Origin of the sequence: Luteimonas rhizosphaericola, from assembly GCF_029888045.1 — a bacterium.
Taxonomy (GTDB): Bacteria; Pseudomonadota; Gammaproteobacteria; order Xanthomonadales; family Xanthomonadaceae; genus Luteimonas; species Luteimonas rhizosphaericola.
The window spans coordinates 799,174-819,073 of the sequence record NZ_JARXRN010000028.1 but is presented as its reverse complement, the minus strand read 5'-3'; the positions used below and the strand labels follow the sequence as shown (position 1 = coordinate 819,073).

The following is a 19,900-nucleotide window of genomic DNA, read 5'->3' as shown; positions in this document are numbered from 1 at the left end:
CCGCCGCCATGACTGAGTTCCTCGGCTCCGCCTGGTGGCTGGTGGTCAGCCTCGGCATCCTCGTGACCATCCACGAATTCGGCCATTTCTGGGTCGCCCGGCGCTGCGGCGTGCGCGTGCTGCGGTTCTCGATCGGCTTCGGCGGCGCGCTGTGGAAGCGCTTCGGCCGCGACGGCACCGAATACCGGATCGCGGCGATTCCGCTCGGCGGCTACGTCAAGATGCTCGACGAGCGCGAGGCCGACGTGCCCGCGTCCGAGGCCGCGCAGGCCTTCAACCGCCAGACCGTGTGGAAGCGGATCGCGATCGTGGCCGCCGGCCCGGCCGCCAACCTGGTGCTGTGCTTCGTGCTGCTGTGGGCGATGTTCGTGATCGGGCGCCCGGACTACGCGCCGGTGCTGGGGCCGGCGTCGGGGATCGCCGCCGACTCCGGCCTGCGCACGGGCGACCGGGTGCTTGCGGTCGATGGCCGCCAGACGCCGACCTGGATGGAACTGCAGATGGCGCTGCTGCCGGCCGCTCTGGACCGGGCCGACGTGCCACTGCAGGTGGCCGACGCGCAGGGCGCCGAACGCACGCTGGACCTGCGCCTGTCGCAGCTGCCGCCGGACTTCGACCAGCGCCAGGTGATCCGCAGCATCGGCCTGGTGCCGCGCCACTTCACGATTCCCGCCGACGTGGGCCGGGTGCTGCCCGATGGCGCCGCCTGGGGCACGCTGGCCGAGGGCGACCGCATCACCGCGATCGACGGCCGCCCGGTGGAGCGCTTCGACGACATCGGCCCGCTGCTGCAGGCGCTGGGCGAGCGCGGGGGCGATGCGATGGTCGAGGTCACCCGCGACGGCGAACGGCTCGCGTTCCCGCTCGCCCCGCGCGAAATCACCGACGACGCCGGCAACCGGCGCTTCGTGCTGGGGATCGAAGCCCCCGGCAGCATCGAACTGCCGCCCAAGGACGCGCTGCAGCAGTACGGGCCAGTGGCCGCGGTCCCGGTGGCCGCGCGCGAGCTGGGGCACCTGACCGGCCAGCTGGCGGGCATGATCCAGCGCGCCTTCACCGGCCGGCTGGCGCTCGAGAACACGGTCGCCGGGCCGCTGACCATCGCCCGCGCCACCAACGCCTACGCCAGCCAGGGCGTGGCCTGGTACCTGACCATCCTGGCCCTGCTGTCGCTGAGCATCGCGATCCTCAACCTGCTCCCGATCCCGCTCTTGGACGGGGGACACCTGTTGTATTACCTTATCGAGTTGGTCAAAGGCAGTCCGTTAAGCGAACGTGCGATGGCCGCCGGGCAGTATGTCGGCCTGGTGCTGTTGGCTAGCTTGATGGGCCTGGCGTTCTACAACGACATCCTGCAGCTGGTGCGCTGATGCCCCGCCTTCCGACCGCCATTGCGTCAGCAATGGAGCTCTTCCCCAATCCGGACCGATCGATGACGCGTACCCCTGCCCGCCGACTGCTCGCACTCGCCCTCGCGACCGCCATCGCGCCCGCCTGGGCCCAGCAGCCGGTGGATCCGCAGGCCGCGTTCGCCGTTCCGCCGCCGGCGCAGGCCCAGGCGCCGCAGTTCGCGCCGGGCGCGGGCAGCTTCACCGTGAGCGACATCCGCATCGACGGCCTGCAGCGCATCGGCGCGGGCACCGTATTCACCTACCTGCCGATCGAGCGCGGCGACGCGATCAACCAGAGCCGGATCGGCGAAGCGGTGCGGGCGCTGTACCGCACCGGCTTCTTCGAGGACATCCAGGTCGGCCGCCAGGGCGACATCCTGGTGATCACGGTCACCGAGCGCCCGGCGATCAACAAGCTCACGCTGACCGGCAACAAGGACATCAAGACCGAGGACCTGAGCAAGGGCCTGAACGACATCGGCCTGTCCGAGGGCGAGACCTTCGACCGCCTGGCGCTCGACCGCGTGACCCAGGAACTGACCCGCCAGTACAACAACCGCGGCAAGTACAACGTCGAGATCACGCCCACCGTCTCGCGCCTGGACCGCAACCGCGTCGACGTGACAATCGCGATCAAGGAAGGCAAGGCGGCCAAGATCCGCCACATCAACCTGATCGGCAACGAACAGTACGAGCAGGAAGACCTCACCGACACCTGGGAGTCGGGCGAGAGCAACTGGCTGAGCTGGTACCGGCGCGACGACCAGTACTCCAAGGAGAAGCTGTCGGGCGACCTGGAGAAGCTGCACAACTACTACCTCGACCGCGGCTACGTCGATTTCAGCATCGACAGCACCCAGGTCTCGATCAGCCCCGACAAGCGCGACATGTTCATCACCGCCGGCATGACCGAGGGCGAGATCTACACGATCTCCTCGGTCGAGCTGACCGGCGACACCGTGCTGCCGAAGGAGGACATCGAGCGCCTGGTGCTGGCGAAGGAAGGCCAGACCTTCTCGCGCGCGATCCTGGAGCTGTCCTCCGACGCGATCACCGCCACGCTCGGCAACATCGGATACGCCTTCGCGCAGGTCAACACGATCCCCGAGATCGACCGCGAGGCGCGCACCGTCGGCATCAAGCTGCAGGTAGTGCCCGGCCCGCGCGTGAACGTGCGCCGGATCGTGTTCAAGGGCAACACCCGCACCTCCGACGAGGTGATGCGCCGCGAGATGCGCCAGTTCGAAGGCGCGTGGTATTCGCAGGCCGCGATCGACCGCTCCAAGGTCCGCCTGCAGCGGCTTGGCTATTTCGAATCGGGCAGCGTCAACGTCGAAACCGAGCCGGTCCCGGGCAGCAACGACGAGGTCGACGTGGTGTACAGCGTCACCGAGACCACGTCCGGCAGCTTCGTGTTCGGCATCGGCTACTCGCAGCTGGCAGGCCTGACCACGTCGGTGCAGCTGTCGCAGAACAACTTCCTCGGCAGCGGCAACCGGGTGTCGGTGGAAGCGCAGCGCAACGTGTACCTGCAGCGCTACGCGTTCTCGTTCCTCAACCCCTATTTCACCGACGACGGCCTGTCTCTGGGGTACAACCTGTGGTGGCGCGAATTCGACAACTCCGAATTCAACACCGCGCAGTATTCCTCGACCAACGCCGCCGGACAGATGATCCTCGGCCTGCCGATCACCGAGTCGGACACGATCTCGGCCCTGGTCGGCATCGACCGCAACCAGATCTTCGCGTTCCGCGGCTCGTCGCCCGAATCGATCGTCGATTACATCGACGCGGTCGGCCAGCGCACCTTCCATTCCTGGCGCTCGGAGCTCGCATGGGCGCGCGACTCGCGCAACGACTTCCTGCAGCCGACCCGCGGCACCCTGCAGCGCGTTTCGCTCGAAACCACCCTGCCCGGCTCCACGGTCGAGTACTTCAAGCTGAACTACGAGTTCTCGAAGTACTGGCCGATCAGCCGCGCGCTGGTGCTGAACACCCGTTTCGAGCTGGGCTACGGCGACAGCTACGGCGACGATGTGTACCGCACGTTCTGCCGGTCGCTGGGCGGCCAGCCGCTGCCGCCCCCCGGCGCGGACGGTTCGGATCCGGGCGACGTGCCGGGCAGCGAGGAATGCGAGGACGGAACGGTGTTCAACCGGACCCTTGTCGCCAGCGGCCTGCCGTTCTTCGAGAACTTCTACGCCGGCGGCGCGCGTTCGGTGCGCGGTTTCCGCGACAACACGCTGGGCCCGCGCGAAGCGGCGTTCAACAGCAGCTTCCTGCAGCCGATCGGTGGTTCGCTCAAGACCGTGGGCTCGGTGGAGATGTTCTTCCCGCAGCTGATCAAGTCCCCGGCGGCGCGCGTGTCCGCGTTCGTTGACGTGGGCAACGTGTTCCGCGACGTCGACGCGTTCGAGAGCAGCGAGCTGCGCGCCTCGGCCGGCATCGCGCTGATGTGGCGCGCGCCGGTGGGCCCGATCTCGATCAGCTACGCCTACCCGCTGCGCAGCCAGGATTCCGTGCGCGACAGCAACGGCCGCGTGACCCAGCAGGGCGACGAGCTCGAGCGCCTGCAGTTCACCTTCGGCGGCGCGTTCTAGCCGTCGTCCGGATCGATGCCGCGCCAGGGTGTCCAGGTTTCCGCGGGTGAACTCGCCGAACGCTTCGGCCTGCTGCTGCGGGGCGATTCCGCCCGGCTGATCTCCGGCGTCGGCACGCTCGCCACGGCCGCGGCCGGCGAGCTCTCGTTCCTCGCCAATCCGAAGTACCGCAGCCAGCTGGCCGCTACCCGCGCCGGGCTGGTGGTCGTGCGCGAGCGCGACGCCGACGGGTACGCGGGCGACGTGCTCATCGCGCCCGATCCGTACGTGGCCTTCGCGCGCATCGCGGCGCTGTTCGAGCCTGCGACGGTCCAGGCCGCGGGCATCCACCCCAGCGCGGTGGTGCATCCCGACGCCCACGTCGATCCCGGCGCCGCGATCGGGCCGCACGCCACTATCGGCGCGGGCAGCCGGATCGAGGCGGGCGCGGTGGTCGGCCCCGGCTGCATGGTTGGCGAAGACTGCGTGGTGGGCACCGACAGCGTGCTGGTGGCGCGGGTGACCCTGGTGTGCCGGGTGACGCTGGGCCGGCGTGTGCGCGTGCATCCGGGCGCGGTGCTGGGCGCGGACGGCTTCGGCCTGGCGCTCGCGCGCGACGAGGGCGAGCCGCACTGGATCAAGGTGCCGCAGCTCGGCGGCGTGCGCGTGGGCGACGACTGCGAAATCGGCGCCAATACCACCATCGACCGCGGCGCGCTCGAGGACACCGTGCTCGAGCACGACGTGCGCCTCGACAACCAGATCCAGATCGCGCACAACGTGCACGTCGGCGCGCACACGGCGATGGCCGGCTGCGTGGCCGTGGCCGGCAGCACCCGCATCGGGCGATACTGCATGATCGGCGGCGCCGCCGGGATCGCCGGGCACCTCGAGATCTGCGACCGGGTGGTGGTCACGGCGATGACGCTGGTGACCCACTCGATCCGCGAACCCGGGGAGTATTCTTCCGGCACCCCGCTGATGGACAGCCGCAGCTGGCGCCGGAACGCGGTCCGCTTCAAGCAGCTCGATGCGCTGGCCCGGCGCGTGGGCCCCCCGCCCAAGGACACCGAATGACACAGCAGGTCACCCTTCCCATCGACAGCATCGGCATCCGCGCCCTGCTGCCGCACCGCTATCCGTTCCTGCTGGTCGACCGCGTGGTCGAGGCCGAACCGGGGCGGCGCGTGGTCTGCTACAAGAACATCACCGGTAACGAGCCGTTCTTCGAAGGCCACTTCCCCGACCGGCCGGTGATGCCCGGCGTGCTGGTGATCGAGGCCCTGGCGCAGGCCGGCGGCATCCTCACCCAGCTCACGCACGGCGGCGGGCTCGAGGGCCGGCTGTCGTACCTGGTGAAGGTCGACAACGCGAAGTTCTCGCGCATGGTGGTGCCCGGCGACCGGCTCGACCTGGAAGTGGAGATCAAGCGCGAGATCCGCAACATGACGCTCTATTCCGGCCTCGCGCGCGTGGACGGCGAGCAGGTGGCCTGCGCCGAGATCCTGTGCGCCGAGGTGCGCAGCTGACATGAGCGGCGCCGGCATCCACCCCACCGCGGTCGTCGAGCCGTCGGCGCGGCTGGGCGAGGGCGTGTCGATCGGCGCGTTCACGTGGATCGGGGCCGGCGTCGAGATCGGCGACGGCACCACGATCGGGCCGCATTGCAGCGTGCATGGCCCGACACGCATCGGGCGCGACAACCGCATCGTCGGCCACGCCGCGATCGGCGGCGACCCCCAGGACAAGAAGTTCCGCGGCGAACCGGTGGCGCTGGAGATCGGCGACCGCAATCTGGTGCGCGAGTTCGTGACCCTCAACCGCGGCACCGGCGACGGCGGCGGACTCACCCGCATCGGCCACGACAACTGGTTCCTGGCCTACACCCACGTCGCGCACGACTGCGTGGTCGGCAACCACTGCGTGTTCTCCAACAACGCCACCCTGGCCGGGCACGTGCGGGTCGACGACCACGTGATCCTCAGCGGCTTCGCCGGCGTGCACCAGTTCTGCCGCATCGGCGCGCACGCGTTCATCGGCATGGGCGCATTCGTCAACGGCGACGTGCCGCCGTTCCTGATGGTGGCGCAGGACAAGTACGCGCGACCGCGCGGAATCAACGCCGAAGGCCTCAAGCGTCGCGGGTTCGACAGTCCCCGTATCGCCGCAATCCGGCGCGCCTACCGCGCGCTGTACATGGGCGACGCGAAACTGGACGAGGCGCGTGCGGAGCTGGAGGAGATCGCGACCGCCGGCAGCGCCGACGTGCGCGCGATGCTCGACTTCATCGACGGCGGCGAGCGGCCGCTGCTGCGGTGACGCGGCAACCCGCCGCGGGGAGTGGGACGGTGAAGACCGACCGGGACTACGGGGACATGGGCATCGGCCCGGCGGACGCCGGAACCGCGCCGATGCCCGCCCGCGCCCCCCGGATTGCGCTGTGCGCCGGTGAAGCCTCCGGCGACCTGCTCGGGGCAGGCCTGGTCGAACAGCTGCGCGCGCGCCTTCCCGAGGCGGAGTTCGCCGGCATCGGCGGCGCGGCGATGCGCGCGGCCGGGGTCGAGACCTGGCACGACGCCTCCGAACTCGCGGTCATGGGACTGAGCGAAGTGCTGCGGCACCTGCCGCGGTTGCTGCGCCTGCGCCGTCGCTTCCGCCGCCGGTTGCTCGACTGGCGTCCGGACGTCTTCATCGGCATCGACGCGCCCGACTTCAACCTCGGGCTCGAGCGCGCGCTCAAGCGTCGCGGCGTGCGCACCGTGCACTACGTCAGTCCCTCGGTCTGGGCCTGGCGCGAGGGCCGTGCGGCGAAGATCGGCCGCAGCGCCGACCGGGTGCTGTGCCTGTTCCCGATGGAGCCGGCGATCTACGCCCGGCATGGCGTGGACGCGCGCTTCGTCGGCCATCCGATGGCCGACGCGATGCCGCTCAACCCCGACCGCCGCCGGGCGCGCGCCGACCTCGGGATCGAGGACGATGCCCCGGTGCTCGCGGTGCTGCCCGGTTCGCGCCTGGGCGAGATCGAGCGTCTGGGCGCGATCTTCCTCGAGGCCGCCGGCCAGGTGGCGGCGCGCGTGCCGAACCTGCGCATCCTCGTGCCGGCGGCGACGCCGGCCTGCGGGGAGGCGCTGCGCGCGCTGCTCGCGTCCGCACCGCTGCCCGCCGGCAGCGTGCGCCTGTTCGAGGGCCGTGCGCGCGAGGCGATGACCGCGGCCGACGTGGTGCTGCTGGCCTCCGGCACCGCGACGCTGGAGGCGATGCTGGCCAAACGGCCGATGGTCGTGGGCTACCGCATCGCGCCCAGCACCTATCGCATCGTGCGCGCGCTGGGCCTGCTCAAGGTCGACCGCTACGCCCTGCCCAACGTGCTCGCCGGCACCACCATCGCGCCCGAGCTGATGCAGGACGACTGCACGCCCGCGCGCCTGGCCGAGGCGGTGCTGGCCTGGTTCGACGATCCGGCCGCGGTCCTGGCGCTCGAGCCGGTGTACCGCGACCTGCACCTCGCGCTGCGCCGCGATGCGTCCGCCTCCGCGGCCGACGCGGTCGCCGGTCTGCTGGAGTTCCCGGCATGAACGCGCTGGTCGCCGGCGTCGACGAGGCCGGCCGCGGCCCGCTCGCGGGCCCGGTGGTCGTGGCCGCCGTCGTGTTCGATCCGGCGCGGCCGCGGATCAACGGTCTGGACGATTCCAAGCGGCTCGCGCCCGCGCGCCGGGAGTTCCTCTACGACCGCATCGTCGAACGCGCGCTGGCCTGGAGCGTGGTGTTCGTCGAGGTCGAGGAGATCGACCGGATCAACATCTTCCAGGCCACGATGGCCGGGATGCAGCGCGCGATCGCCAACGTGGTGCACGTGGCCGGGCTGGCGCGCATCGACGGCAACGCGCTGCCGCGCGACCTGCCCTGCCCGGCCGAGGCGCTGGTCGGCGGCGACGGGCGCGACCGCTCGATCATGGCCGCTTCGATCCTGGCCAAGGTGGCGCGCGACCGCGCCATGACCGCACTGCACGCCGAGCACCCGCTGTACGGGTTCGACGCGCACAAGGGCTATTCGACGCCCTACCACCTCAACGCGCTGCGCACGCACGGCCCCTGCCCGCACCACCGCCGCAGTTTCGCGCCGGTGGCACAGGGCGCGCTGTTCTGATTCCGCCGCTGGCCGCGCTCCGCCGCGGTCAGTCGAGCAGGCCGAGCGCCTGTTCCAGCAGGCGCGCGGGCGCGACGTCGATGTCGAGCGCGAACACGTCCGATTCCCCGCGTGGCGGCTCCAGCGCCGCGAACTGGCTGTCGAGCAGCGACACCGGCATGTAATGGCCGCTGCGCGCCTGCATCCGCGCCGCGATCACCGACCGCTCGCCGTGCAGGAACACGAAGCGCAGCGGCAGGCGTGCTTCGCGCAGCATGTCGCGGTGGCGGCGCCGCAGGCCGGAGAAGGCCAGTGCCACGCGCTCGCCGCCGTCCACGCGACGGCGCAGGTCTTCGATGATGCGCTCCACCCACGGCTGGCGCATCGCGTCCGTGAGCGCCTGGCCGCTGGCCATGTGCGCACGCGCCTGCGCGCTGTGGAAGTCGTCGGCATCGAGGAAGGTCGCCGGCCAGGCCTGCGCCAGCGCGCGCGCCAGCGTGGTCTTGCCGCTGCCCGACACGCCCATCACCACCGCCACGCTCACGCGGCTCATGCCGCTTCCCCGACGGCTGGCAACCACACCTGCACGCGGTAATGCCGGCCGGGCGCCACCTGCGCGATACGGCCGTCCTCGACCGGTTCCCCGTCGACCTCGACCTGCATCGTCGCGACATTGTCGCGGCGCTCGATCGCGACCTCGACGGTGGCGCCCCGGAACCGCCGCACGGCGCGCGCGCGCGGCCAGTGCGACGGCAGTTGCGGCGCGATCCGCAACCCGGCGCCCTCGCCGCGCAGCCCGAACAGCGACTCGATCACGCACCGATACAGCCACGCCGCGGTGCCGGTATTGAACAGCTGGCTGGAGCGTCCCGCCGTGCGCGGGTGCAGCCGCCAGGCGCCGCGGTAGTAGTTCGGGACGAACACGGGAAGCTGTCCGCGCCGGGTGCAGTCGTCCACATCGGGCCCGGACAGCATCGCGCGCAGCGTGCGCCAGGCGCGGTCGGACTCGCCCACCGCATATAGCGCATGCAGCCAGAACGCGGCGGCATGGTTGTAGATCGCGCCGTTCTCGGCCGAGCCGGGGAACTTCTGGGTCAGGCGGCCGACGTCCTCGCGCATGCCGGTGTACGGCGGGCCGAGCATGGCCACGCCCCAGGGCGAGACCAGTTCATCCTCGACCGCGGCGATCATCCGCGAACGGCGCGCATCGTCGGCCGCGCCGCCGAGCATCGCCCAGGCCTGCGGGTTGAGGTAGATGCGGCCTTCGGCATCGGCGCGCACGCCGAAGGTGACGCCGTCGTCGGTGATCCCGCGCCCGTACCAGTCGCCGTCCCACAGCTGCGCGTTGACCGCGGCGTTGAACGCCTCGGCACCGTCGCGGAAGCGCGCCGCCTGCGCCTGGCGGCCGCCGGCGTCGCACATCCCGGCCCACAGCCGCAGCGCATGCGCGGAGGCCAGCGACAGCCACCCCGACACCCCGCGCCCCTTCCACCCGACCATGTTCATCGGGTCGCACCAGTCGCCCTGGGCGATCCAGCTCAGCCCGCGCGCGTCGCGCTGGTCCAGCAGCCACTGCATGGCACGGTCCACGCGCTCGGCCACGCGCAGGCGTGCGCCGGTGCGGTCCTCCACCTCCGCCTCGAGCAGGGCCAGGTCGCCGGTCTCGTCGAGGTAGGCCTCGAGGAACACCGGCAGCCACACGCAGTGGTCGGTGTGCGGCACCTGGTTGATGTACTTCAGCTGCGCGCCCTCGACCAGCAGGATGCCGTCGGGCATCGCGCCGCTGGGCTCCTGCTGCGACAGCGCGTGCAGGAACGCCGCACGCGCGGTGGCCGGCCGGACGAAGGCCATGCCCATGTGGTCCTGCAGGTAGTTGCGCGTCTGCGGATCGGTGGTCAGGCGGTTGGAATCGCCGTGGTAATAGACCTGGCGTGGAAGCCAGCAGTTGGCGAACGCGTCGAACCAGGGGTCGGGCGTCTCGATCTCGAGACAGCCGCGGCCCTCGTCCAGGTACGCCGCATAGGCGGTGGTGGCGTCGGCGAAGCCGGCCTGAGACAGATGCCGCTCGCGCAACGCGGCGACGTGGGCGTCGTCGCGCGCCGGGGCGAACACGAAGCGCAGCGTGTCGGACGCGCCGTCGTCCAGCGCCAGCCGGTACTGCAGCGCGGCCGTCGGGGTCTCGTACAGCGCGTCCCTGCCGGCCAGCCGTTCGGACAGCGCGATGGCGTCGGGCGCATGCAGCCCGCCCTCGCCTTCGAACGCGGCCTGGTTCGCCTCCCAGGCGTCGGGCGCGCGCCCGTGCAGCAGCACGGTGCGGTCGAGGAATTCGCGCTGGCGGAACCAGTCCTCCACCTTCTGGTACGGGGTCACGCTGCTGCAGACGATGGCGCCGAGGTCCGGCCGGTAGACGCCGGACTGGTTCATCCACGACATGTAGCCCACCGGGAAGTAGGGATACAGCGAGAGCTTCCGCTCGCGACCGGAGCGGTTGCGCACCTCGACCGTCCACAGCTCGGCCGGTTCGTCCGCGGGCAGCTGCACGGACATCGCGACCTCGATGCCATCGCAGGTCACGGTCCAGCGCGCGCCACCGGGTTCGATCTCCCAGCGGAACGCGTCCGGACGCCGGTTCACCGGCGCATGCGGGGCGGAGAACAGCTGCCCGCTCTCCTCGTCCTTCACGTAGCAGAAGCGGCCCGGGTGGTGCGCATACACCGGCTGTTCGGGCTGCATGAAGGTCTTCGCCTCCAGCGCCGGGGCATGCGCGTACTTCGCGGGCTCGGGCTGCATGAACTGCGCGGTCGCGTAGCCACGGCCGTTGAGCTGCAGCAGCAGGCGCCGGTTCCAGAGGAACGTCGATGCATACGGCATCGCGACCGGGTCTTGCAGCACGCAGCGCCGGCCGCCGTCCTCGAACGTGCACAGGGCCTGGCTCATGCGGCGGTGTCCCGCCGGGCCTGGAGGTCGTCCTGTACCCGCGCCAGCGCGGCGTCGTCGAGCGGATAGGCGCTCACCAGCCATGCCGCCAGCAGCGCCACCACGCCCGGGATCACCGTCAGCAGCAGCACGATGCCCTGGCGCGAGGCATCCGACTGCGCCTCGTTGGCCACGTAGCCCATCGCCGCCAGCATCCAGGCGATCGCCGCCGATGCCAGGGCACCCCCGAGCTTCTGCGAGAACGTGGCCGCGGCGAAGGTCATCGCGGTGGCGCGGCGGCCGGTCTTCCATTCGGTGTAGTCGGCGCAGTCGGCATACATCGAGAACGCCAGCGGCGACTTCGGCCCCAGCAGCAGGCCGATGGCGGTGTTGACCGCGAGCAGCGTCCAGGTGGCATCGGCCGGCACGAAATACATCGCGCAGCTGAGCACGCCCACGCCCGCCATCAGCCACATCAGCAGCGAGCGCTTGTCCATCCACCGTGTCAGCAGCGGGGTCGAGGCCGCGCCGACCGCCAGCGCCACCGAATACAGCCCCAGGAAGGTGCCGGTCAGTTCCGGCCGGCCGACGTGGTACTTGAGGAAGTACACCAGCGAACCGCTGCGCATCACGATCGTCACCATGATCACCAGCGCCAGCACGAACAGCACCAGCCACGGCTTGTTGCGCAGCAGGTCGGCGATGTCCTGGCGCACCGCGCTGCGCTGCTGCGGCGGCGGCGCGATGCGCTCGCGCGTGGTCAGGAACACGGTGGCGAAGGTGGCCGCGGCGATCACGCCGTACAGGCCGAGCGTGAGCTGCCAGCCCAGCGCCTCGTCGCCGCGACCGAGCCAGCCCACCAGGTCCAGCGTGAGCCAGTTCACCAGCGTGGTGCCGGCGAACGCGGCGATGAAGCGGAAGCTGATCAGGGTGGTGCGCTGCTGGCTGTCGGCGGTGATCACGCCCGACAGCGCCGAATACGGCATCGACAGCACCGTGTAGGCCAGCATCATCAGGGTGAAGCTGGCATAGGCCCAGAGCAGGCGGCCCTCGGGGTCGAGGTCGGGCACGGTCCAGGTCAGCACGCCGGTGACGGCCATCGGGATCGCGCCCCACAGCAGGTAGGGCCGGAACCGGCCCCAGCGGGTGCGGGTGCGGTCGGCCAGCGCGCCGATCAGCGGATCGGTGATCGCGTCGACGATCTTGGTCACCAGCATCATCGTGCCCACGGCCGCCGCGGCCAGGCCCATGACGTCGGTGTAGAAGATCAGCAGGAAGGCCGAGATGTTGGCCCAGTACAGGTTGAAGCCGAAGTCGCCCAGGCCGTAGCCGAGCTTCTCGCGCATCGGCAGGCGCGCGTCTGTGCGCGTGCCGCCTGGCCGTGTGTCGCCGCGTTCGTCCTGCATGGTCCTCCCCGGGCCGCGCCCGTCTGTGCAGGCGTCCGCGCCGCACTGGCGTGGTAGCGCTATCAAGAGTGCCGGCAACCGGCCGCGAAGGCAAACGGTCCGCCCGCGCCGCGGGCGCCTCCTGCGTCGACGCGCGGGTGGCCGTGAGGGGGCCTGTCAAGCCTTGTCCGTACCCCCGCCGGCACCTACCCTGCACGGGGCCTGCCTGCCGTGGCCCCGATGTCCTCCCGTTTCGTCCACCTCCACCTGCACAGCGAGTACTCGCTGGCCGATTCGACGATCCGCATCCCGGAGCTCGTCAGGCGCTGTGTCGAGCTCGGCCAGCCCTCGGTGGCGATCACCGACCGCAACAACCTGTTCGCGCTGGTGAAGTTCTACCGCGCCGCGGAAGGCGCCGGCCTGAAGCCGATCGCGGGCGCGGACGTGCTGGTGGCCGAGGGCGACGAGCCGCCCGCGCCGCTGACCCTGCTGTGCCGCGACCACGCCGGCTACCTGTCGCTCTCGCGCCTGCTCACCCGGGCCTGGATGCAGGGCCACCGCCACGACGGCGTGGTGGTGCGGCCGGACTGGCTCGCCGAGGCCGCCGAAGGCCTGTTCGCGCTGGCGGGGCGCCACAGCCGCCCCGGCCAGCTGCTGGCCGGCGGCCGCGACGACCTCGCCGCCGCCGCCCTGGGCGACCTGCAGCGCGCCTACGGCGACCGCTGCTTCCTCGAGCTCACCCGGCTCGGCCTCGAAGGCGAGGAAAACTTCAACGCCTTCGCACTGCATGCGTCCACCACCCGCGGGATCCCGGTGCTGGCCAGCAACGACGCGCGCTTCCTCGACGCCGAGGGCTTCGAGGCGCACGAGGCGCGCGTGTGCATCGCCTCCGGGCGCGTGCTGGACGACCCCAAGCGCCCGAAGGACTACGCCCCCGGCCAGTACCTCAAGTCCAGCGAGGAGATGGCCGCGCTGTTCGCCGACGTGCCCGACGCGATCGACAACACGCTGGCGCTGGCGCAGCGCTGCAACCTCGAGCTGCGCCTGGGCAAGTACTACCTGCCCGCGTTTCCGGTGCCGTCCGACGAGACTCTCGACAGCTGGATCCGCCGCCAGGCGCGCGACGGCCTCGCCGCGCGGCTGGAGCGGCATCCGCTGGCGCCGGGGCACACGCGCGAGAGCTACGACGCGCGGTTGGAGCGCGAGCTCGACGTCATCATCTCGATGGGGTTCCCCGGCTACTTCCTGATCGTGGCCGACTTCATCAACTGGGCCAAGCAGCACGGCATCCCGGTCGGTCCCGGTCGCGGGTCGGGCGCCGGCTCGCTGGTGGCCTGGGCGCTGGGGATCACCGACCTCGACCCGCTGCCCTACGACCTGCTGTTCGAGCGCTTCCTCAACCCCGAACGCGTGTCGATGCCGGACTTCGACATCGACTTCTGCATGAACCGGCGCGACGAGGTGATCGACTACGTCGCCGCGCGCTACGGCCGCGACCGCGTCAGCCAGATCATCACCTACGGCACCATGGCCGCCAAGGCGGTGCTGCGCGACGCCGGCCGCGTGCTCGGCCATCCCTACGGCTTCGTCGACGGGCTGTCGAAGCTGATCCCGCTGCAGCCGGCCGATCCGCTGTCGCTGGAGGACGCGATCGGCCGCAGCAAGCGCGCGCAGAAGGACAGCGCGTACGTGGTCTCGGAGTTCAAGGAGCGCTACGAGACCGAGGACGAGGTGCGCGACCTGGTCGACCTGGCGCTGCAGCTCGAGGACCTCACCCGCAACGCCGGCAAGCACGCCGGCGGCGTGGTGATCGCGCCCTCGCCGCTGTCGGACTTCTGCCCGCTGTACGCCGAACACGACGAGGGCGGTCGCGGCCGCAACCCGGTCACCCAGTTCGACATGAGCGACGTCGAGGCAGTGGGCCTGGTGAAGTTCGACTTCCTCGGCCTGCGCACGCTGACGATCATCGACTGGGCGGTGAAGGCGATCAACGCGCGGCGCGCGGCGGAGGGCGAGGCCGCCCTCGACATCACCGCGCTGCCGCTCGACGACCGCGCCACCTACGAGCTGTTCGCGCGCGGCGACACCGTGGCGGTGTTCCAGTTCGAATCGCGCGGCATGCGCGAGCTGCTCAAGCGCGCCAAACCCGACACCTTCGAGGACATCATCGCGCTGGCCGCGCTGTTCCGCCCCGGCCCGCTGGGCTCGGGGATGGACCGCGACTGGGTGGACCGCAAGCACGGCAACGCCGAGGTCACCTATCCGCACCCGCTGCTCGAGCCGGTGCTCAAGCCGACCTACGGCGTGATCGTCTACCAGGAACAGGTGATGCAGATCGCCCAGGTCCTGGCCGGCTATTCGCTCGGCGGCGCCGACCTGCTGCGCCGAGCGATGGGCAAGAAGAAGGCCGAGGAGATGGCCAAGGAGCGGGCAAAGTTCGAGGCCGGCGCCGCGGCCAGCGGCGTCGACCCGAGGGTCGCGACCTCGATCTTCGACCTGATGGAGAAGTTCGCCGAGTACGGCTTCAACAAGTCGCACTCGGCCGCCTACGCGCTGGTGGCCTACCAGACCGCGTGGCTGAAGATGCACTACCCGGCCGAGTTCATGGCCGCGGTGCTGTCCTCGGACATGGACAACACCGACAAGGTGGTCGGCTTCCTCAACGAGGCCAAGGACATGGGCCTGACCGTGCTGCCGCCGGACGTCAACGCGTCGGCCTACATGTTCGAGGCGATCGACGGCCGTGGCGGCGCCGGCGGCAGCCGCGGCACCATCCGCTACGGCCTGGGCGCGGTGAAGGGCGTGGGCCGCGGCGCATGCGAGGCGATCATCGAGGCGCGCGGCGACGGCTACGGCGACCTCTACGAGTTCTGCAGGCGGGTGGACGCCGGCAGGCTCAACCGGCGCACGCTCGAGGCGCTGATCCACGCCGGCGCGCTGGATGCGCTGGCGCCCAGCCGCGCCAGCCTGATGCTGCAGCTGCCCGAGGTGCTCAAGGCCACCGACCAGATCGCGCGCAACCGCGCCGCGGGCATGTTCGACATGTTCGGCAGCGGCGGCGCGGCCGACATCCACATCGAGCTGCCCACCTGCGCCGAGTGGCCGCTCAAGCAGAAGCTGGACGGCGAACGCGACACGCTCGGCCACTACCTCAGCGGCCATCCGCTGGATCCCTACCGCGAGGAGCTGCGCGCGCTGGTCGGGCACGACCTCGGCCAGCTCGACGCGCTGTGGGCCGCGCGCCCGGACACCGGCGGGCGCAGCTGGCGGCCGGAAACCACCGTGGTGGTGGCCGGCCAGGTGCTGGCGATGCGCAAGCGCGGCGATTCGCAGGCCTTCGTGCTGATCGAGGACGGGCGCGGCCGGCTGGAGTGCGCGTTCTTCGCCGAGGAGTACTTCGCCAACGCCGCCCTGCTCACCCGCGACCGCATCCTGGTGATCGAGGGCGGCCTGCGCGAGGACGAGTTCAGCGGCGGCTTCTCGCTGCGCGCGCGGCGCTGCTGGGACTTCGAGCAGGTGTGCCAGCAGCATGCGCAGGGGCTGGCGCTGCAGCTGGACCTGCGCGTCGCCGGTGCGCTGGAAAGGGTGGAATCGCTGTTCTCGCAGCACCGGCCCGGCAGCACGCCGCTGCGCTACGACCTGCTGCTGCCGGGCGGCGCGGCCGGCAAGCTCGACGTCAACGGCAGCCAGGGGGTGCGCGTGGCCCCGGACCTGCCCTCGACCCTGCGCACCCTGCCGGGCGTGAAGGCGGTGAAGCTGTCGCTGTCGCGGCCCTGGGTGAACTGAGGCCTGCGGGCGCGCGGTCCCGCCGCCTCCGCCGCCCGAGGGAACGCGAGGCAGGCGCACCGACCCGCGCTCCGGACGCCCGGGTACGGTCCCCTACCGCCCCGTCGGCTAGACTGCGCGCTTTGATGCAGCAGTCCCGGGCATGAATCCGAACTACCTCGACTTCGAGCAGCCGATCGCGGACCTCGAGGCCAAGATCCACGAACTGCGCCAGGCCAGCAGCGGGCCGGCGGTGAACATCGACGCCGAGATCCACGCGCTGCAGGACAAGCTGCGCAAGCGCACCGCGCACATCTTCCGCGACCTGAGCGCGTGGCAGGTTTCGCAGCTGGCGCGCCACCCGATGCGTCCGTACACGCTGGACTACATCAAGGTGATGTGCGACGAATTCGAGGAACTGGCCGGCGACCGCGCCTATGCCGACGATCCGGCGATCGTGGGCGGCCTGGGCCGCATCGCCGGGCGGCCGGTGGTGATCATCGGCCACCAGAAGGGCCGCGACACCAAGGCCAAGGTGCGCCGCAACTTCGGCATGCCGCGGCCCGAGGGCTATCGCAAGGCGCTGCGGCTGATGAAGCTGGCCGAGCGCTTCGGCCTGCCGCTGCTGACCTTCATCGACACCCCGGGCGCCTACCCGGGCATCGGCGCGGAAGAGCGCGGCCAGTCCGAGGCCATCGCCCGCAACCTGATGGAGATGGCCGAACTGAAGACGCCGATCCTGTGCACGGTGATCGGCGAAGGCGGGTCGGGCGGCGCGCTGGCGATCGGCGTGGGCGACCGCACCCTGATGCTCGAATACAGCACCTATTCGGTGATCTCGCCCGAAGGCTGCGCCTCGATCCTTTGGAAGGACGCGGGCAAGGCACGCGATGCCGCCGAGCAGCTGGGCCTCACCGCGCGGCGCCTGCGCGAGCTTCAGCTGGTGGACAAGGTGGTGCGCGAGCCGATCGGCGGCGCGCACCGCAATCCGCGGCAGACGGCGATCCGGCTCAAGACGGTGCTGCTCAACGAGCTCGATGCGCTGGCGGCCATGCCGATGGACCAACTGCTGCAGCGGCGCTACCGCCGCCTGCGCGGCTACGGCGCGTACGAAGCGGCCTGAGGGGAGGGGCGCGGGCGCGACGGCGGGGGCCGTCGCCGCACCGCGGAGGGACGACGACAGGGGGAAGGGGACGATGTCCGAGGCGATCGACCGCATCAACCTGCGCACCATGCGCGATCCGGCCGTGGTCGCGCATTACGCGCGCCCGTGGGGCCTCAGTCCGGCCGAAGAGGCGACGTTCGCCCGGGTCGCGCCCCTGGCGCGCGGCCGGCGGATCCTGGACATCGGCGTCGGTGGCGGGCGCACGGTCGAGGCGCTGCGCGCGATCAGTGAGGACTACCTCGGGATCGACTACAGCGCGGACATGGTCGAGGCCTGCCGGCGCCGGTTTCCGGAGGCGCGGTTCGAGTTCGCCGATGCGCGGGCGCTGGACGGGATCGCGGACGGCTCGGTGGGCCTGGCGGTGTTTGCCTGCAACGGCATCGGCATGGTCTCGCATGCCGACCGGCTGCGGATCCTGCGCGAAGTCCGGCGGGTACTGGAACCGGGCGGCCTGTTCGTGTTCTCCACCCACAACCGCAACTCGCCCGAATTCGCGCGCGGCTTCCGGCTGCCTTCGTTCGAGTGGTCCTGGCATCCGCTGCGCGCGGCCGTGCGCAGCCTGCGCTTCTGCGGCGAGCTGGCGCTGCGCTGGCGCAACCGGCGCCACTTCCGGCCGTTCGAGGTGCACGCGCCCGATTACGCGATCATCAACGACCAGTGCCACCACTACGGCACCATGCTGTACTACGTCACCCTCGAACAGCAGCAGCGACAGCTCGCGGATGCCGGATTCGACCCGGATGCCGAAGCCTTCGACCTGGCCGGGCTGCCGATCCGCGACGACAGCCCGCACGACTCGATCACGCTGATCGCGCGCAAGCCCGGCGCGGCCCACGCCACCGCGTTCGCGGACGCGGCGCGGGCCCATCCGGTGGCCGGCTGACGCGCCGGCGCGAGGCGACCGCCGTGACCGGCTTCTTCCCGCTGCCTGCGTCCGCGCACGATGGTCCGCTGCTGGTGGGCTACAGCGGTGGCCTCGATTCGACCGTGCTGCTGCATCGTCTCGCGCACGACCCGGACCTCCGCCGCCGGGGCCTGCGCGCGATCCACGTCCACCACGGGCTGCACCCCGATGCCGACGCCTGGGCCGCGTACTGCGCGCGCACCTGCGCGGACTGGGGCGTGGCGCTGGTGACCACGCGGGTCGAGGTGCCGGCCGACGCCCGCGAGGGCCCCGAGGGCGCGGCCCGGCTGGCCCGCCATTCGGCATTCGCCGAAGCGCTGGAGGACGGCGAAGTGCTGGTGCTGGCGCACCATCGCGACGACCAGGCCGAGACCTTCCTGCTGCGTGCGCTGCGCGCGTCGGGCGTCGAGGGTCTGGCCGCGATGCGGCCCTGGCGCGCGTTCGGTCGCGGCTGGCTGTGGCGGCCGCTGCTGGACACGCCGCGCCAGGCAGTGCGCGACTACGCCCGCGCCCGGGGCCTGGACTGGATCGACGATCCCTCGAACGCGAGCGACACGGCCGACCGCAACTACCTGCGCCTGCACGTCGTGCCGCGCCTGCGCGCCCGCTGGCCGGAGGTCGATGGCGCGTTCGCGCGCGCCGCGCGCCTGCAGCACGATGCCGCGAACCTGCTCGGAGCGGAGGACGCACGCGCGCTCGCGGATGTGGGCACCATCGACGAGCGATGCCTCCACGGGGCGCGGCTGACGGCCCTGCCCGCGGCGCGGCGTGCGCGCGTGCTGCGCCTGTGGACGGAACGCGCGGGCCTGCCGCCGCTGCCCGCGCGCGGCGTGGCCCTGATCGATGCGTGGCTGGACGGCGACGACGCCGGCGAAGCCTCCGTATTCGCCTGGCGGACGGCGGAGATCCGGTACTGGCGCGGCCTGCTGTGGGCCGGCCGCGCGCTGCCGCCGGTCCAGCGCGACCTGCGGCTGCGCTGGGATGGACAGGCCCCGCTGTCGTGGCCAGGCAGCGGTACGCTGTCGCTGCAGCCAGCGGGACGCGGCCCGGATCCGCTCGCGGCGCGGGCCAACGGCCTCTCCGGACTGCGCAGGCTGTGCCCGGGCGGGATCGTGGTCGGTGCGCGACAGGGCGGCGAGCGCATCACCCTGCCGGGCCGCCGCCACTCGCATGCGCTCAAGCACGTGCTGCAGGACCTGGGCGTGCCGCCGTGGATCCGCGCCCGGCTGCCGCTGTTGTCCGACGCCGACGGGGTCCTGCTCGCAGCCGGCGATCTCGCGCTGTCGGCGCGCTTCGACCGCTGGCTGCGCGACGCCGGCCGGCGGCTGCACTGGAGCGGCATCGCGGGCGCGTAACGCGCACCCGCCATGCGCTGCCTTACACTGCACGCATGGTCCGCAAACCCGCCAACGAACCCTCGCCGGTGGCCGACTTCGAAGCCTCGCTCGACCAGCTCGAGCAACTGGTGGAGAAGATGGAGCACGGCGAGATGAGCCTGGAAGAATCCCTCGCCGCCTACGAGCGCGGCGTGGGCCTGTACCGCCGCTGCCAGCAGGCGCTGGAGCAGGCCGAACTGCGCGTGCGCCTGCTCACCGATCCCGACGCCCCCGAGCGCGCCGAGCCCTTCCCCGGCCTCGCCGATGGCGAGGCCTGAACCGGCACAGCCCGG

General features: G+C 71.4%; 15 protein-coding genes. 12 read left to right on the top strand and 3 right to left on the bottom strand.

The window, feature by feature from the left end; genetic code table 11:
- Window positions 1-8: 8 nt before the first annotated feature.
- From rseP to QFW80_RS16280, 7 genes are all read left to right on the top strand, one after another.
- On the top strand, window positions 9-1,370 hold the full coding sequence (gene rseP / locus QFW80_RS16310; protein WP_280603018.1) for an RIP metalloprotease RseP: 1,362 nt from the start codon (window positions 9-11) through the stop codon (window positions 1,368-1,370).
- 62 nt (window positions 1,371-1,432) lie between these two features.
- Window positions 1,433-3,991 (top strand): outer membrane protein assembly factor BamA, encoded by a 2,559-nt coding sequence (bamA, locus tag QFW80_RS16305; RefSeq protein ID WP_280603017.1) that lies wholly within the window; start codon window positions 1,433-1,435, stop codon window positions 3,989-3,991.
- A 15-nt stretch (window positions 3,992-4,006) separates the two neighbouring features.
- A complete protein-coding gene (lpxD, locus tag QFW80_RS16300; RefSeq protein WP_280603016.1) occupies window positions 4,007-5,047 on the top strand; it encodes a UDP-3-O-(3-hydroxymyristoyl)glucosamine N-acyltransferase in 1,041 nt (346 codons plus the stop codon).
- Window positions 5,044-5,499: a 3-hydroxyacyl-ACP dehydratase FabZ gene (gene fabZ, locus QFW80_RS16295; protein ID WP_280580505.1), complete on the top strand. Its 456-nt coding sequence runs from the start codon at window positions 5,044-5,046 to the stop codon at window positions 5,497-5,499. The genes lpxD and fabZ overlap by 4 nt, the downstream gene beginning before the upstream one ends.
- A 1-nt stretch (window position 5,500) precedes the next feature.
- Window positions 5,501-6,289: an acyl-ACP--UDP-N-acetylglucosamine O-acyltransferase gene (gene lpxA / locus QFW80_RS16290; RefSeq protein WP_280603015.1), complete on the top strand. Its 789-nt coding sequence runs from the start codon at window positions 5,501-5,503 to the stop codon at window positions 6,287-6,289.
- Between the two features lie 56 nt (window positions 6,290-6,345).
- Window positions 6,346-7,545, top strand: coding sequence for a lipid-A-disaccharide synthase (lpxB, locus tag QFW80_RS16285; protein ID WP_280603087.1), 1,200 nt, complete (start codon window positions 6,346-6,348; stop codon window positions 7,543-7,545).
- Window positions 7,542-8,117 (top strand): ribonuclease HII, encoded by a 576-nt coding sequence (locus tag QFW80_RS16280; RefSeq protein WP_280603014.1) that lies wholly within the window; start codon window positions 7,542-7,544, stop codon window positions 8,115-8,117. The genes lpxB and QFW80_RS16280 overlap by 4 nt, the downstream gene beginning before the upstream one ends.
- A gap of 28 nt (window positions 8,118-8,145) precedes the next feature.
- Here the strand turns inward: QFW80_RS16280 and QFW80_RS16275 are convergent, their stop codons facing one another.
- Genes QFW80_RS16275 through QFW80_RS16265 form a run of 3 tightly spaced genes read right to left on the bottom strand, consistent with a single transcriptional unit; the run spans window position 8,146 to window position 12,418 of the window.
- Window positions 8,146-8,649, bottom strand: coding sequence for a gluconokinase (locus QFW80_RS16275; protein WP_280603013.1), 504 nt, complete (start codon window positions 8,647-8,649; stop codon window positions 8,146-8,148).
- On the bottom strand, window positions 8,646-11,033 hold the full coding sequence (locus tag QFW80_RS16270; RefSeq protein ID WP_280603012.1) for a GH36-type glycosyl hydrolase domain-containing protein: 2,388 nt from the start codon (window positions 11,031-11,033) through the stop codon (window positions 8,646-8,648). Before QFW80_RS16270 ends, QFW80_RS16275 begins: the two co-directional genes overlap by 4 nt.
- Entirely contained in the window at window positions 11,030-12,418 is a 1,389-nt protein-coding gene (locus QFW80_RS16265; RefSeq protein ID WP_280603011.1) for an MFS transporter, read from the bottom strand. The genes QFW80_RS16270 and QFW80_RS16265 overlap by 4 nt, the downstream gene beginning before the upstream one ends.
- A gap of 219 nt (window positions 12,419-12,637) precedes the next feature.
- Here QFW80_RS16265 and dnaE point away from each other — a divergent pair, with 219 nt between their 5' ends.
- From dnaE to QFW80_RS16240, 5 genes are all read left to right on the top strand, one after another.
- The gene (gene dnaE / locus QFW80_RS16260) at window positions 12,638-16,183 is read left to right on the top strand and encodes a DNA polymerase III subunit alpha (protein WP_280603010.1); all 3,546 of its coding nucleotides are present in this window, start codon (window positions 12,638-12,640) and stop codon (window positions 16,181-16,183) included.
- Window positions 16,184-16,325: 142 nt separating this feature from the next.
- Window positions 16,326-17,285: an acetyl-CoA carboxylase carboxyltransferase subunit alpha gene (locus QFW80_RS16255; RefSeq protein ID WP_280603009.1), complete on the top strand. Its 960-nt coding sequence runs from the start codon at window positions 16,326-16,328 to the stop codon at window positions 17,283-17,285.
- 73 nt (window positions 17,286-17,358) lie between these two features.
- The gene (locus QFW80_RS16250; protein WP_280603008.1) at window positions 17,359-18,210 is read left to right on the top strand and encodes a class I SAM-dependent methyltransferase; all 852 of its coding nucleotides are present in this window, start codon (window positions 17,359-17,361) and stop codon (window positions 18,208-18,210) included.
- Between the two features lie 23 nt (window positions 18,211-18,233).
- A complete protein-coding gene (gene tilS / locus QFW80_RS16245; protein WP_280603007.1) occupies window positions 18,234-19,586 on the top strand; it encodes a tRNA lysidine(34) synthetase TilS in 1,353 nt (450 codons plus the stop codon).
- A gap of 35 nt (window positions 19,587-19,621) precedes the next feature.
- The gene (locus QFW80_RS16240) at window positions 19,622-19,885 is read left to right on the top strand and encodes an exodeoxyribonuclease VII small subunit (RefSeq protein ID WP_280580489.1); all 264 of its coding nucleotides are present in this window, start codon (window positions 19,622-19,624) and stop codon (window positions 19,883-19,885) included.
- Window positions 19,886-19,900 lie beyond the last annotated feature (15 nt).